Annotated in this window: 12 protein-coding genes, 1 pseudogene and 1 other annotated feature; of the genes and pseudogenes, 6 read left to right on the forward strand and 7 right to left on the reverse strand. The window is 51.0% G+C overall.

Features of this window, described 5'->3' with window-relative positions; translation table 11 throughout:
* Positions 1-308: 308 nt before the first annotated feature.
* From AU511_RS15420 to AU511_RS15435, 4 genes are all read right to left on the reverse strand, one after another.
* Positions 309-992 (reverse strand): hypothetical protein, encoded by a 684-nt coding sequence (locus AU511_RS15420; RefSeq protein ID WP_094110211.1) that lies wholly within the window; start codon positions 990-992, stop codon positions 309-311.
* A complete protein-coding gene (locus AU511_RS15425; RefSeq protein ID WP_094110212.1) occupies positions 989-2,134 on the reverse strand; it encodes a DUF3289 family protein in 1,146 nt (381 codons plus the stop codon). Before AU511_RS15425 ends, AU511_RS15420 begins: the two co-directional genes overlap by 4 nt.
* Positions 2,135-2,421: 287 nt before the next feature.
* Positions 2,422-2,547, reverse strand: a complete 126-nt coding sequence (locus tag AU511_RS17900) for a hypothetical protein (RefSeq protein WP_276207169.1) — start codon at positions 2,545-2,547, stop codon at positions 2,422-2,424.
* A 217-nt stretch (positions 2,548-2,764) separates the two neighbouring features.
* Positions 2,765-3,184, reverse strand: a complete 420-nt coding sequence (locus tag AU511_RS15435) for a DUF3757 domain-containing protein (protein ID WP_094110213.1) — start codon at positions 3,182-3,184, stop codon at positions 2,765-2,767.
* Between the two features lie 598 nt (positions 3,185-3,782).
* Between AU511_RS15435 and AU511_RS15440 the strand changes: the two genes are divergently transcribed.
* The 3 genes from AU511_RS15440 (at position 3,783) to tyrA (ending at position 7,131) form a co-directional block, all read left to right on the forward strand.
* Entirely contained in the window at positions 3,783-4,271 is a 489-nt protein-coding gene (locus tag AU511_RS15440) for a hypothetical protein (RefSeq protein WP_094110214.1), read from the forward strand.
* Positions 4,272-4,935: 664 nt separating this feature from the next.
* A complete protein-coding gene (locus AU511_RS15445) occupies positions 4,936-6,000 on the forward strand; it encodes a 3-deoxy-7-phosphoheptulonate synthase (protein WP_094110218.1) in 1,065 nt (354 codons plus the stop codon).
* A gap of 12 nt (positions 6,001-6,012) precedes the next feature.
* The gene (gene tyrA, locus AU511_RS15450; RefSeq protein ID WP_094110215.1) at positions 6,013-7,131 is read left to right on the forward strand and encodes a bifunctional chorismate mutase/prephenate dehydrogenase; all 1,119 of its coding nucleotides are present in this window, start codon (positions 6,013-6,015) and stop codon (positions 7,129-7,131) included.
* A 60-nt stretch (positions 7,132-7,191) separates the two neighbouring features.
* Here the strand turns inward: tyrA and pheA are convergent, their stop codons facing one another.
* The 3 genes from pheA to bamD form a co-directional block, all read right to left on the reverse strand.
* Positions 7,192-8,352: a bifunctional chorismate mutase/prephenate dehydratase gene (gene pheA / locus AU511_RS15455; RefSeq protein ID WP_094102200.1), complete on the reverse strand. Its 1,161-nt coding sequence runs from the start codon at positions 8,350-8,352 to the stop codon at positions 7,192-7,194.
* 27 nt (positions 8,353-8,379) lie between these two features.
* Positions 8,380-8,505 (reverse strand) — a sequence feature (Phe leader region).
* Positions 8,506-8,614: 109 nt separating this feature from the next.
* Complete coding sequence (raiA, locus tag AU511_RS15460; RefSeq protein WP_094110216.1) at positions 8,615-8,953, reverse strand: ribosome-associated translation inhibitor RaiA; 339 nt, start codon at positions 8,951-8,953, stop codon at positions 8,615-8,617.
* A gap of 276 nt (positions 8,954-9,229) precedes the next feature.
* Positions 9,230-9,961: an outer membrane protein assembly factor BamD gene (gene bamD / locus AU511_RS15465; RefSeq protein WP_026739727.1), complete on the reverse strand. Its 732-nt coding sequence runs from the start codon at positions 9,959-9,961 to the stop codon at positions 9,230-9,232.
* 132 nt (positions 9,962-10,093) lie between these two features.
* Between bamD and rluD the strand changes: the two genes are divergently transcribed.
* The 3 genes and pseudogenes from rluD to clpB all read left to right on the forward strand — a co-directional run bounded on the left by rluD (position 10,094) and on the right by clpB (position 14,508).
* A complete protein-coding gene (gene rluD, locus AU511_RS15475; RefSeq protein WP_026739726.1) occupies positions 10,094-11,071 on the forward strand; it encodes a 23S rRNA pseudouridine(1911/1915/1917) synthase RluD in 978 nt (325 codons plus the stop codon).
* Positions 11,072-11,075: 4 nt separating this feature from the next.
* Positions 11,076-11,801 (forward strand): purine nucleoside phosphorylase YfiH, encoded by a 726-nt coding sequence (yfiH, locus tag AU511_RS15480; protein WP_094110217.1) that lies wholly within the window; start codon positions 11,076-11,078, stop codon positions 11,799-11,801.
* Between the two features lie 134 nt (positions 11,802-11,935).
* Positions 11,936-14,508, forward strand: a pseudogene (gene clpB / locus AU511_RS15485) (ATP-dependent chaperone ClpB).
* Positions 14,509-14,652 lie beyond the last annotated feature (144 nt).

Below are 14,652 nucleotides of genomic sequence, written 5' to 3' on the forward strand. Positions count from 1 at the left end.
TTTTAGGGACAGATCAGTATCTTACCCAAACGTTTTTTGGGTAAGAACTTGAATCCCAGTAGCAATTCGTTACTGTAGGCAAATACCACCATAATAAACAATAGCTTAAGTGGTGTTAGCATGCTGGATGCATCGGCAATCTGAATCACTGTCCGGTTGATAGCTATGCGGTATTCAACGATGACGGCTGGATGGCGGTACATCGGCAGGCGGAGCAGGCGATCCCCCTGCATACCGATCCGCTGCCGAATATCAAAGCGGCGCTGAAAGAGGTGCTCAGCGTCGCTCTGTTTTTTGCCTAGCGGGGGTTAGTCACAGGTGGGGTCTTGGGGTTTATTAGGCTCTATAATGACTATCGTAGTTTCATTCTTCTCACATTTATAACCATAGTCGCCATTTAACCATATGCTTAGGGTATTACGCGGTTTTCCCGTTTTATAACGATTAAAAGACGCGAAGGACGCGATGCTATAATCAAAAGTGTCTATATAACGTGGATCGGGACCTGTGGGTGACTGATCCCACCAATGAGTTAGTGTAATTTTGCCATTAATGGGTGTATCCACGCTGCGGCGATAAAAGTTGGTGTAATATTCCTCTTCCGTTTTGTCAAAGGGATGCTGTTCAAAGTACTTCATTATCAGGTCAATCAAAGCCTGCTGCCCTTGCGGTGGATTGACAACTACAAAGTGGCCCATTTGACTTGGGTAAATGGCTGGCTTTCCGAAGGTAAACTTTGCGGAAATGTCACCAATATAATTGATCCATACCGTCATAAAGACATGAAGCGCCAGCGTGCTGCCAATGTAAATCCATTTCTGCCGGAAGCGACGGCGTAAAAATACGATGATGCATATTGGGGCAATAAGCCAGATCAGCGGCAACATGGTGGAGTAATACGTCCACAGGAACGTGCTGTCGTCGAACTGGTATAAACGGCCGATGATGAGTAATAAGTAATTCATCACCAGAAAAGCAAAGGTCAACTTCATAGCGTTCCCTTAATGGGATAATCCATTTCCATCACGGTTATAAAAGGTTTATATCCGAAACGGTCCAGGTGTTGCAAAATAAACCAGGATCGAAATCCCCCCAATGCGCTATAAGATTTTATTGAACCATCCGACGGGTCGGGACCAATATCTGGAATATCCAAGCCGAAATGGTCGTAAAAAGTTACGCGTACCTTTCCTTTATAGAAACGCCCACAACGGTCAAATTCGACAATTTCCGCTTTAGCACCCCATACGTCATTAACCGTGATTGTCAGCCCCCCGTTCCACCATCCCAGCCATTTGTCTTCCGCTGTATTGAATGCCGGAGGAAGTAGCTTTCTTTTGATGTTGTTAGCATCAACATACTCATACCTCTCCATCCAATTATCTAAATTTGGTGTGTTAATTTCACCATTATTCATGGTGATGTTTTTGTTGATACCATCCAGTAACATTTTAATGAAACGCTGCGTTTTCGGGTGTGCGCGGTCAGCTCGCGTCAACGCGGGGTGGCTAAACTCCCCCCCTTCATTTTTTTCAAATTTAGCAATCATCGCGAGAATAACGTTTCTTAAATCCCCGGAAGAGAACAACGTCGCCGCCATCACCCTAAATTTTATAAAGTTGATGGTCGGTGAATCGAAGCCAAATAAATAACCGTCCTTCGCGAAGAGAGGCAGATGGCCAAAGTTTGGTATGGCTTTGATTTCTTCTTCGGTCATGTCGCCATAGGTCATATCCGCAGCCGGGCTGCCGTCAGCGTTAAAACCGGGTTTACGCGGCGACTGATATACCAGTACGGGGACATGGATACGCGTCGCACTGGTAGTGTCGGTCACTTCGGTGACTTTAAGTGTCGGCTCGGGTTCGGTTCGCGGCGTAGCCGGTCGGGGCGCAAACCCCCAGCCCGCTTTTTGCGCCGGGGCGTTGACCTTGGCGCGGGCGTAGGCGTTTTGGACGGTGTTGGAAAAGTCGCGGCTGGCATTGATGTCTAAGGTTCCCGCGTTTAACGAACAACAGGCGTGTTCCTTCGAGCCTAATACGACGGTTTTGGCATCCAGCGCACTGCCTTTTTCGGGCGATAAGATACGCGTAAATTCATCTGGGGTAAGTTCATCCAGACGCTTGGTGATTAGCATTTTTCATTCCCTGTAAACAGATCTATCCCTGTGAAGCGCGGATAGTCTATGCGCAACTTATAGTTATGTAAATGAACGATATGCCACGAAAAAACCGCCAAATCGGCGGTTTAATTTTCCCAGGTGTCGGCATGTATTTTTAGTGTGCAGACGCATAATGACATCAGAGCTGTTTGTTTTATAAACGTTTATACAGATCAATTTTTCCATTTCGATCGGTATCAGCGATCAATCGTTAAATGCGCCGTTTTTCACTGGCTTCGGTATCAGGCAGGCACGTCCGTCCATCAGGTTGCCTGCGGCCACGGTTGCGGAACGCTGACAGGAAGGTAGCGATCGATATCGACGGTTTCACGGTGGGGTTGCGTGGCTGATAAAAATGCGGTCAGCAGGCTATCCGGATAGGCCTTCACCTCAATTTCCAGTCGGCTAGCGTCACCACGCTGGCGTACTTGAGGATGTGGAGAAGGCGAGCAGGGGCTTTATGAGGAATGAGGTGATGCCGTTGCAGAGACGGTTTGAGGCGTTGAATGAATAGTTGGGAGAAGAAACTATCAGGTTTGGGGTGTATAACTTTCTTTGACCATAATAGCGAGTTACGGATCTCAGCAACTCGCTATTAATGAAATTTTATTGGCTAAAAATGCAATCTTCTGGATATGAAGAAGTGCAGTGAATAAACACACTGCCATCAGATTGCTTCTCATCTTGCCAATATTTACCCAATGGTTTTACGGGCAGTTTTAATGTGAGGGACATTCTCATACCGGAAGCATTGTCATGGCCCACGTAATCACAAGCAATCAAGTTTTTAACGTTGAGAATATAAGCCTCTTTGAATGAAATATTTTGCAGATCATTCTTTTCGGCATAAGGGTTTTCCCCTGTCCATTTCATGCTATCTCCGGCGTTAGCTTTATAGCTATAGCCTGAGTCAGCTTTATTTTGTTTTATCTTATTTATTGCAGGGCACGAAAATACGGTCGCTTGAACGTTACCTACCATGAAGAAAGAGAAAAAGGCGATAATTAACTTGCTATTAATTGGCATATTTTTAAATCCTTTTCAATACTGCTTGTCCTTTGAATGGCGCTAATAAGTTTATTACCCCCACAGCGCAGGTGATTTATGCCATATGATGAATGGTGAGTCTATAACATTCACACCTCTTAACAATAAGAAGTAATCTAGACAGCGAGATTTATAGCGAGGGATTATTTCGGCATGAGAGGAAAAACAAAGAACACTCGTTTAAACGTTTCCTTTAACTATATACCTACCTGAGCGTTTAAATAAAAACGATGATGCCCTGGCGTGCCAGAAAGCCCATGTCTGTGTAGGTTGTGAGGTTATCGTCGCCGGGCGTCCGGCGTACTGTTATTGACAAAACGCGCATGGACCCCTGCTTAGATGCACGGAATGGGCTACGCGGCAGATGAACGTGGCCATCCGTATGGAAGAGCTATATCGCCTGCTGTTAGTGGACTTCAATCTGCCTGAATAGCGATGTCTCAAAAGTAACTACGGTCTACCCTATCTATGCATCAATACCTTCTGTCTACCGTATAAATTAGCGTCGTGCCAATTTATGGAGTAGTTTCAGCATGTTGATGCACATTATTTGTAGAATCAGACTAGGAGAGTTGAAATGAAAGTCATCAAAACGGCAACCGCAGGTCTGTTGATGCTTATGAACAGTGCTCATGCCGACGGGCTGACAACCGCAGCGGAGGGTAAAGAATTAACCGTCAGCTTCGGTCAGCCCACCATCAAGCAGGTGCTGCATTATCGTAAAATGTATGACAAAAAACCGTTCCCCGATGCCGAGATTTACTATTACGACAACAGTGTCTATAAAATAATCTCCCAGGGTGAAAATCACTATGGTGTTTACTCCATGCAGGGCAAGTTCGATGATGAAACCTTCACTGTGCGTTTCATTTCGCTACCCTCCAGTGACTGGGGCAATAAAACGGCCTTTCATCAGTTAACGTTCGTTCGTGGAGAAAAACAAAACGTGTTTATTCAGAACGCGATTGTAGATACTGGCGAAGCCATTGCCCAACAGAACGGCACTTATACTCAGGGGAGAAACACCGTAATCAACCCGGTGTCCACCCACTGGAAAAAAAATTAATTCTCATGTGACTGTTTATCTGGCAAAGACCCTATGCGGTAACGTTGGCATGAAACAGTCACAGCAGGATCTGATGTGACAGAAGCCGTGTAGCCTGAAGACAGTGCTCTCCTTGCAATCGCTTAAATCAAATCGATCCGTTATCACATCGGTTTTTCGCTAAATTTATGCGGCCTTAGCTGACTGGATGCGTATTGAACGATGACAAACCCATAATTGGGTGTAATTTTAAGTTTACAGTTAGGAGGGGTTTAGATTGCCGGTTACCCTTTGAGATTGTCGCTTTGGCTTAGCTCATCTAACGAGAGATATGTTAAGCGCAGTTTTGAACTTAAGGTGGTGAATGCAGCGCTTTATTCGTGGGTTTTCTTGTTTTTGTATGAATTCATTGTGCTTTTTGTCATTTCAGGGAATTGGAGAAAGCCAAAAACCTCAGTCTGTCGGTCTCTCACATTGAGCGTGACTTCGTGACGAGATGGTAATATGGGTCATACTTTCTGAAGCGAAAATACTCATTCCACCCCGTACTTCACGCGGCTTATAAGGGTAATTATAACTTTACATGTCGTGGTTTTAAACATTTACACCTTGTGATACTGTGACCCGAATTGAGTATTCAGCATCATCACCGCACAGGTACAGCATAAGGGACAGGACCATGAACTTGCAGAAAGACGCGCTTAATAACGTCAATATCGTTGAAGAGCAGATATTGATTACTCCGGATGAATTGAAAGCGAAGTTTCCTCTGAGTGACGAGGCTCAGCAGGCGATTTCTCGCTCCCGACAAGCCGTGGCGGATATTATCCACGGTCGGGATGACCGGTTGCTGATTGTGTGCGGTCCTTGTTCCATCCATGACACCGATGCCGCGCTGGAGTATGCCCGGAGATTGCAGTCTTTGTCGGCAGAGCTGAGCGACAGGCTCTATATCGTCATGCGCGTTTACTTCGAAAAACCCCGCACCACCGTCGGCTGGAAAGGATTGATTAACGATCCGCATATGGACGGTTCGTGCGATATGGAAGCGGGTCTGCACGTAGCGCGCGATCTGCTGCTGAAGCTGGTGAATATCGGCCTTCCTCTGGCGACGGAAGCGCTGGATCCCAATAGCCCGCAATACCTGGGCGACCTTTTCAGTTGGTCGGCTATCGGCGCGAGAACCACGGAGTCGCAGACGCACCGTGAGATGGCTTCCGGGCTTTCCATGCCGGTTGGATTCAAGAATGGTACGGATGGCAGCCTCGGCACGGCCATCAATGCCATGAAGGCCGCCTCGATGGCGCACCGCTTTATGGGGATCAACCAAAGCGGTCAGGTTTGTCTGCTGCACACTCAGGGGAACACGGACGGACATGTCATCTTGCGCGGCGGAAAAAGGCCGAACTACAGTGCCGAAGACGTGGCGGAATGTGAAAAACAGATGCGCGATGCGGGACTGAAACCGGCGCTGATGATAGATTGTAGCCACGGGAATTCGAACAAAGATTATCGTCGCCAGCCGCTGGTGGTGGAGTCTGCCGTGGAGCAGCTCAAAGCCGGCAATCGTTCCATCATCGGCCTGATGCTGGAGAGCCACCTGAATGAAGGCAGCCAGTCTTCCGAACAGCCGCGTTCCCAGATGCATTATGGTGTATCTGTCACGGATGCCTGCATTAGTTGGGAAAAGACAGAATCGTTATTGCGATCGGTGCACCAGGATCTTGGCGCGATACGCACCCATCAGTAAGGAGAAGAGTAGATGACCGCTGAACTGACCGCGTTACGTGATCAGATTGACGAGGTAGATCAGGCACTATTGGCATTGTTGTCTCGGCGGTTAAAACTCGTCGCAGAAGTGGGCGAAGTCAAAAGTCACTATGGATTACCGATTTATGCGCCAGACCGGGAAGCGGATATGCTGGCTTCTCGTCGAAAGGAGGCCGAAGCCTTAGGGGTTCCTCCTTCTTTGATTGAAGATGTGTTGCGGCGTGTCATGCGTGAATCCTATTCCAGCGAAAATGACAAAGGGTTTAAAAGATTGAACCCTTCACTGCGGTCGGTCGTTATTATCGGCGGTCGCGGTCAGATGGGACGCATGTTCGATAAAATGCTGACCCTTTCCGGTTACCAGGTCAAAATACTGGAACAGGAGGACTGGCCTCGGGCGAACGAACTGCTGGCGGATGCGGGAATGGTGATTGTCAGCGTACCGATTCATCTTACCGAGCAGGTGATTGCCCAACTGCCCCCGCTACCGGGGGACTGCCTGCTGGTGGATTTAGCGTCGGTCAAAAATGGTCCGCTGCAGGCGATGCTGGCCGTGCATCAGGGACCGGTCGTGGGGCTGCACCCGATGTTCGGCCCGGATACCGGCAGTCTGGCCAAGCAGGTTGTGGTCTACTGCGATGGACGCCAACCGGAAGCCTATCAGTGGTTGTTGGAACAGATTCGTGTCTGGGGCGCGCGTCTGCACCGCATTAGCGCGGTCGAGCACGATCAGAACATGACCTTCATTCAGGCGTTGCGCCATTTCACGACGTTTGTATACGGGTTACATCTGACGGAAGAGAACGTTCAGATCGAACAATTGCTGGCGTTGTCATCACCCATCTATCGTCTGGAGCTCGCGATGGTGGGGCGGCTGTTTGCCCAGGATCCGCAGCTTTACGCGGACATCATCATGTCATCCGGCAATAACCTAGCTTTGATCAAGCGTTATTACGAGCGGTTCGGCAAAGCGATTGCGCTTTTAGAGAATGGCGATAAAACGGCATTTATCAACAGTTTTAAGAAAGTAGAGCATTGGTTCGGCGACTATTCTCGGCGCTTTATGAGCGAAAGCCGCACGCTGTTGCGACAGGCCAACGATATCCGCTAACCCTTCATCAGCAAGAACTCTCGCGCCGCCATCTCCTTATGGAAATGGCGGCGTCTGTGTTTAACCGCCCAAATCGACAGGGACGACATTTTCGCTAGGGTAGCAGCCGAGGACTTTCAGCGAACGAGTGATCGCCGTGAGTTCATGGATGGCTTTCTGCATTGGCTTACTGCGCAGGTTTGCCTGGACATCAATGTAAAACATCTCTTCCCACGGGTTACCGTGGATAGGACGAGACTCCAATTTGGTCATGATAATGCCTTGATCCCGCAGAACCTGCAGCGCTTCGACCAGCGCGCCGGATTGCTGGCCGGTCGCCATAATCAACGTGGTTTTAGCCGGAACCTGTTCTGCTACGTCGATTTGCTTGCGAGCCAGTACGATGAAGCGGGTGTAGTTTTGTGTCTGGTTCGCCAGGTTGTGCTCTAACACCTGCAGATTGTAGAGCGTGCCTCCGGCTTCACTCCCCAGCGCAGCGGCGTGAGGAGAGTTCAGCTCGGCCACTTTCGCCATCGCGGCGGCGCTGCTTTCGCAATATTCGATTTTCCACTGCGGGAAGCGATTAATGAAATGGCTGCATTGCTGGAACGGCTGAGGATGGCTATAAACGGTTTGGATCTGGTCAAGCTGAGTCTCTGTAGCCACCAACACGCAATGGTCGATCGGGTTGGAAAGTTCGCCCACGATCGACAATCCTGTGTGTTGCAGCAGATCGTAGACGTCGTTAATCGATCCCGAGCTGGTGTTTTCGATCGGCAAAACGCCGTAATCTGCGTGGCCATTCTCAACCGTTGTGAAAATATCCTGAAATTTCTGGCAGCCGCATTCGATTATCTGGTCGAAGTGACGCGCGGTGTATTGACGGGCGGCCAGGTGGGAATAGGAGCCTTTAGGACCGAGGAACGCTACACGAGCCGAGAGTGCGCCGGTTTGATTCAGGTGCTGTTGGAGCAGAGCCTGCTGGGTCAGCACGGAGTCCTCGATGATCAGCTGGAACAGCCGGGTGATGTAGTGACCATCGAGTTGATACTTTTTGCCCGCTTCTACCAGGCGCGCCAGCAGGTCGCGTTCACGCTCTTTATCCCTGATTGGACGATGCGTGGTTTGCTTCGCGCGGGCCACGTCCAGAGCCAGTTCTCGTCGTTGAGCCAGAAGCTCCAGCAGCTGTAAATCCAGTGCGCTGATGCGGTCGCGCAGTGCCAATAATGGATTGTCGGTCATTTTGCTTTACCCTGTTTGCTGTCCAGAACAAAAAAAGCCTCCTGTTTTCAGGAGGCTTTTTGTTCGTCTTCGTATTCTTACTCACACGACCAATCGCCCCCCCAGCGGGGGAAGAAAAAGAAGAATACGAAGAACAATGAGTGGCGTGTCATTAATGAAATCCTGACGGTTGATGGGGCTAGGTTAACGACTGCCTTTTCATCCTGTCAATAAAAAACGCGCCTTTCGGCGCGTTAACAACATCACGGTCCGAAGACGGAAATTACTCTTCCGAGGTCGGTAGCGGCGCGATGTCTTTAAGGCACGTGTCTGCACGACGCGCTTCGCCTTTATGCTGAACCTTGTTCAACTGCCTTTCAAGCTTGGCGATAAGTTCGTTGACCGCAGCATACATATCTTCGTGTTTTGCGCTTGCGACCAGCGGTCCGTTCGGGGTGCCAATGGTGGCGTCAGCCACAAAGCCTTTGGGCTCTTTAGACAGGATAATATGTGGATTGATTAGGCTGGTTTGCCACTTGTCCAGCTTGGTGAGACGGTCTTCGACATGCTTGCGTATTGCCGGGGTGATATCCATTTGCTTACTGGTAATGTTGATAGCCATAAACGTTTACCTCTCTGCCTTGTCCGTCTTGGATAATTTCAGCATACCCCGAGATGGCTAAAATGGCAGGGTTTTAAGTCTTTTTTTTGTCATATATCAGAATGGTTGTTCGATTTGTGATCGAGTTTTGGGGGAGCTATCCCAAGCCTTGTCAGTGATAGGGCGCTATGCCAAAATTTTTAGGATTTGCCGCCTGGCATGGTTTTGCCCAACTGGCATTAGGCATAAAAAAGGCAGCCTAAGCTGCCGTTGTGTAATCCTTTCGAACGCGCTCGATCAGGCTTGATTAGCCGAGATCAGCTTCGCGACTTTGTCGGCTTCTCCGGTCAGCTGCATCTGGCGATACGCATTTTCCATCAGCGGCAGAGCCGTACGCGTGGCCTGCGTATCCGGGTAGTCTTTCAGCATCTGCTCAACACGATTAACCACCGCGACATACGCGCCGCGTTTCGTGTAATATTGCGCGACCGAAAGTTCATACTTCGCCAAACGCTCTTTCAGAAACGCCAGACGTTTGCCGGCATCGGTCACATACAGGCTGCGAGGATAGCCCTCCGCCAGTTGGCTGAATGCCTTGAAGGCGGCGCGGGCGTACTGCGGATCGCGGTCTGAACGATCTACACCGAAGAACCCCTGCAACGCACTGTCATCTAACGCCATGTTGGTTAATCCGCGCATGTACAACACGTAATCCACATTGGGACTCGTGGGGTTCAAACGCAGGAAACGGTCGATGGATGCCTGAGCTAACGGTAACTCGGCGGATTTATAGTAGGCGTAGATCAGGTCAAGCTGAACCTGCTGGGAATAAGGGCCGAATGGATAACGGTTATCCAACGCTTCCAACTGCGTAATGGCTGCCTTAAAGTTGCCCTCCTGCAATTTCTCCTGCGCGGTGGCGTAAAGCTCGGCAGGTGGACGGTCTGGAACCGCATCCTTGGTGCTGGAACAACCCGCCAGCACCAGGCTCAACGTGGCAGCAGCCACCAGATATTTCATACGCGTCATGACGTTTTGATTATCCTCAGAGTGTTTTTTACGGGAAACTGTCCGTTAAGCTCCCGATGAAGACCAGCTACAATGGTACATGATTTTATACGGCATCGCCGTTAAAACCCAACGTAAAAGAAGCGGCATACTATGGCACAACAAGTACAACTCACCGCAACGGTGGCCGAATCGCAACTCGGACAACGTTTAGATCAGGCTTTGGCCGAATTGTTCCCTGATTATTCACGTTCTCGCTTAAAAGAGTGGATTCTGGACCAGCGCGTGCAGGTGAATGGCACCGTGATTGATAAACCGAAAGAGAAGGTGCTGGGAGGCGAAACGATTGCCGTCGACGCGTTGATCGAAGAGGAAGCCCGCTGGGAGCCTCAGGCGATCCCGCTGGATATCGTCTACGAAGATCAGGATATTCTGGTCATCAACAAGCCGCGAGGCCTGGTCGTTCATCCGGGCGCGGGCAATCCGGACGGCACCGTGCTGAATGCACTGCTTCATTATTATCCCGAGATTGTCGATGTGCCGCGTGCCGGCATCGTTCATCGGCTGGATAAAGACACAACCGGGCTGATGGTGGTCGCCAAAACCGTGCCGGCGCAGACTCGGTTGGTGGAGTCGTTGCAGGCGCGAGAAATCACGCGTGAATATGAAGCCGTGGCGATCGGTAATATGACGGCGGGCGGCATGGTGGAAGAGCCTATTGCGCGTCATCCAACAAAACGCACGCACATGGCCGTGCATCCGATGGGCAAACCGGCGGTCACACATTACCGGATTATGGAGCATTTCCGTGCTCATACCCGGTTGAGACTTCGTCTGGAAACGGGAAGAACCCACCAGATTCGCGTTCATATGTCGCATATCGCACACCCGCTGGTCGGCGATCCGCTGTATGGCGGTCGTCCCCGTCCGCCGAAAGGCGCTTCGGACGAATTCATCAGCGTGCTGCGCGGCTTCGACCGTCAGGCGCTCCACGCCACCATGCTGAGACTGTACCACCCCGTCACCGGTATTCAGATGGAGTGGCATGCGGCGTTGCCGCAGGATATGGTGGATTTAGTCGCTGCACTGAAAGCGGATACCGAAGAGTTCAAGGATCAACTGGACTGGTGAAAATATGCTGATTCAGCCCGACTGGCCCGCGCCAGCGTCCATCCGCGCCTGTTCCACCACCCGTCAGGGCGGATGCAGCAGCGACCCCTATGCTTCTCTTAATCTCGGCGACCACGTAGGCGATGACAGCGCCCACGTGGCGGAAAATAGGCGTCGGTTGGTGGCAGGCGGCACACTGCCCGCGCAGCCGCATTGGTTGAATCAGGTACACGGTACTCAGGTCGTCGATCTCGACGATGCGACTCCAGCGTCGACAGGGGATGCTGTCTATACTTCGCGGCCAGACAGGGTGTGTGCGGTCATGACGGCCGATTGCTTGCCGGTACTGTTTTGTTCGTTGAAGGGGACTGAGGTTGCGGCGGCGCATGCGGGGTGGCGAGGCTTGCAGGCCGGTGTGCTGGAACAGACGCTGCGGGCTTTTCGAGCGTCGCCATCAGAAATTATGGCGTGGCTCGGCCCCGCAATTGGACCGCAGCAATTCGAAGTCGGCGCTGAGGTGCGGAAGGCGTTTATAGCGAACGACCCCGCAGCGGCGCACGCGTTTGTCCCTCGTGACGATGATAAGTACCTGGCCGATATATTTCAGCTAGCCCGACGGCGACTGCGCGCTGCGGGCGTCAGCCGGATTTATGGCGGCGAACATTGTACGGTCAGCCATCCGCAACAATTCTTCTCCTATCGCCGCGACGGCGTAACCGGTCGAATGGCAAGTTTGATCTGGCTGATATAACCTTTTGAATGAGGGCGGTCCAGCACGTACAACGTGATTCCTACTATTATTACTGACAAATCATCTTGAAAATTTGGGGCGAGGCCTCATCTAATCTCCAGTAGCACATTTGTTCAGTATAAATCGGAGGAGTTATGCGTCTGGATCGTCTTACTAATAAGTTCCAGCTTGCCCTCGCTGATGCCCAATCTCTCGCTCTCGGTCGAGACAATCAATTTATCGAACCACTGCATTTAATGAGTGCCCTTTTAAATCAGGAAGGAAGCACGGTCAGCCCGCTGTTAACCGCAGCTGGCGTGAATGTCGCTCATCTGAAACAAGAGATTGAGCAGGCGTTAAGCCGTCTCCCGCAGGTTGAAGGGACCGGAGGCGATGTACAGCCATCCAATGAATTGGTACGGACATTAAATCTTTGCGACAAGCTGGCTCAGAAAAGGGGTGACACCTTTATATCGTCGGAACTGTTTGTTCTGGCGGCGCTGGAAGCGCGGAGCACGTTGACGGATCTATTAAAGAACGCCGGCGCCAATATGGATAGCGTGACCAAAGCGATCGACCAAATCCGTGGAGGAGAAAACGTGAACGAACAAGGGGCTGAAGATCAGCGCCAGGCTCTGAAAAAATTCACGATCGATTTAACCGAACGTGCCGAACAGGGCAAGTTGGATCCTGTTATTGGTCGTGATGAAGAAATTCGCCGCACTATTCAGGTACTGCAACGCAGAACCAAAAACAACCCGGTACTCATTGGTGAGCCAGGGGTTGGTAAAACGGCCATCGTGGAAGGGCTGGCGCAGCGTATCGTGAATGGTGAAGTGCCGGAAGGCCTGAAGAACAAACGTGTGCTGGCGCTGGATATGGGATCGCTGGTGGCGGGCGCCAAATTCCGCGGCGAGTTTGAAGAGCGCTTAAAAGGCGTATTGAATGATCTTTCTAAACAGGAAGGCAGCGTCATCCTGTTTATTGATGAACTGCATACGATGGTGGGCGCGGGTAAAGCTGACGGCGCGATGGATGCGGGCAATATGCTGAAGCCTGCCTTGGCGCGCGGTGAGTTGCACTGCGTCGGGGCAACCACGCTGGACGAATACCGTCAGTACATAGAGAAAGACGCTGCGTTAGAGCGTCGCTTCCAGAAAGTGTTTGTGGCCGAACCGACGGTGGAAGATACCATCGCGATTTTGCGCGGGCTGAAAGAGCGTTACGAGCTGCATCATCATGTTCAAATCACGGACCCGGCAATCGTGGCTGCAGCGACGTTGTCCCATCGTTATATCGCAGACCGTAAGCTGCCGGACAAGGCGATTGACTTGATCGACGAGGCGGCATCCAGCATCCGTATGCAAATCGATTCGAAGCCTGAGGCGCTGGACCGTTTAGACCGACGCATCATCCAGCTGAAGCTTGAACAGCAGGCGCTGAAGAAAGAGTCTGATGACGCCAGCCTGAAGCGGCTTGAGATCCTGAATACCGAGCTGGAAGAGAAAGAGCGGGACTACTCGAAGCTGGAAGAAGAGTGGAAGGGAGAAAAAGCTTCGTTAACGGGGACACAGAACATCAAGGCGGCGCTGGAACAAGCCAAAATTGAGTTGGAACAGGCGCGTCGACAGGGCGACTTGGGTCAAATGTCGGAATTGCAGTACGGCAAGATACCGGAGTTGGAAAAACAGCTGGCGGTGGCTACGCAGTCCGAAGGTAAAACCATGCGTTTGTTGCGTAATAAGGTAACGGACACTGAAATCGCCGAAGTATTGGCGCGCGCGACGGGCATTCCGGTATCGAGAATGCTGGAAGGCGAACGCGAAAAACTGCTGAGAATGGAAGATGAACTGCACCAGCGCGTGATTGGACAGAACGAAGCGGTAGAAGCGGTGGCGAACTCTATCCGACGCAGCCGTGCAGGACTGGCCGATCCCAATCGTCCTATTGGTTCATTCCTTTTCCTGGGGCCGACAGGGGTAGGTAAAACAGAGCTGTGTAAAACGCTGGCGAAATTCCTCTTCGATAGCGACGACGCGATGGTGCGTATCGATATGTCCGAATTTATGGAAAAACATTCGGTATCGCGTTTAGTGGGGGCGCCCCGGGATATGTCGGCTATGAAGAAGGGGGATACCTCACGGAAGCGGTAAGACGTCGGCCTTATTCTGTAATTTTGCTGGATGAAGTGGAAAAGGCACATCCTGATGTCTTCAATATCCTGCTGCAGGTGCTGGACGATGGTCGCTTGACCGACGGACAGGGGCGTACGGTGGACTTCCGCAACACGGTGGTCATCATGACATCCAACTTGGGGTCGGACCTGATCCAGGAACGGTTCGGCGAGATGAGCTATGGCCAGATGCGCGATATGGTGATGAATGTCGTTAATCATCACTTCCGCCCTGAGTTCATTAACCGTATTGATGAAGTCGTGGTCTTCCATCCGTTAGGCCGGGAGCACATTACGTCAATTGCCCAGATTCAACTGCACCGTCTGTACCAGCGACTGGAAGAGCGGGGCTATAGCGTGACGATTACTGAACCTGCGCTGGAGATGCTGGGTAAAATCGGTTTTGACCCGGTGTACGGAGCCCGTCCGTTGAAGCGTGCTATCCAGCAACTGATCGAAAACCCGCTGGCGCAGCAAATATTGTCTGGCAAGCTGCTCCCGGGTAAGCCGATTACCTTGGATCTTGATGGTGAGTCTATCGTTGCGCATCAGTAGCGATAGGTTAGTACGTTGAGCGAAAGCCCGAATATTTTATATCCGGGCTTTTTTGTTGATTAAATGCGCATTTTGGGGCTTTAAACCGGCTTAAATTGACCTTTTGGTTTAAATGTGAGCGGTTGACCGTTTTTTTGTATTTAG

The organism is Lonsdalea iberica (assembly GCF_002111585.1).
GTDB lineage: Bacteria > Pseudomonadota > Gammaproteobacteria > Enterobacterales > Enterobacteriaceae > Lonsdalea > Lonsdalea iberica.

Bases quoted from the DNA above. Each gene is read 5' to 3' on its own strand.
- AU511_RS15420 (WP_094110211.1), bottom strand. From the start codon at position 992: ATGAAGTTGACCTTTGCTTTTCTGGTGATGAATTACTTATTACTCATC.
- AU511_RS15425 (WP_094110212.1), bottom strand. From the start codon at position 2,134: ATGCTAATCACCAAGCGTCTGGATGAACTTACCCCAGATGAATTTACG.
- AU511_RS15435 (WP_094110213.1), bottom strand. From the start codon at position 3,184: ATGCCAATTAATAGCAAGTTAATTATCGCCTTTTTCTCTTTCTTCATG.
- AU511_RS15440 (WP_094110214.1), top strand. From the start codon at position 3,783: ATGAAAGTCATCAAAACGGCAACCGCAGGTCTGTTGATGCTTATGAAC.
- tyrA (WP_094110215.1), top strand. From the start codon at position 6,013: ATGACCGCTGAACTGACCGCGTTACGTGATCAGATTGACGAGGTAGAT.
- pheA (WP_094102200.1), bottom strand. From the start codon at position 8,352: ATGACCGACAATCCATTATTGGCACTGCGCGACCGCATCAGCGCACTG.
- raiA (WP_094110216.1), bottom strand. From the start codon at position 8,953: ATGGCTATCAACATTACCAGTAAGCAAATGGATATCACCCCGGCAATA.
- bamD (WP_026739727.1), bottom strand. From the start codon at position 9,961: ATGACGCGTATGAAATATCTGGTGGCTGCTGCCACGTTGAGCCTGGTG.
- rluD (WP_026739726.1), top strand. From the start codon at position 10,094: ATGGCACAACAAGTACAACTCACCGCAACGGTGGCCGAATCGCAACTC.
- yfiH (WP_094110217.1), top strand. From the start codon at position 11,076: ATGCTGATTCAGCCCGACTGGCCCGCGCCAGCGTCCATCCGCGCCTGT.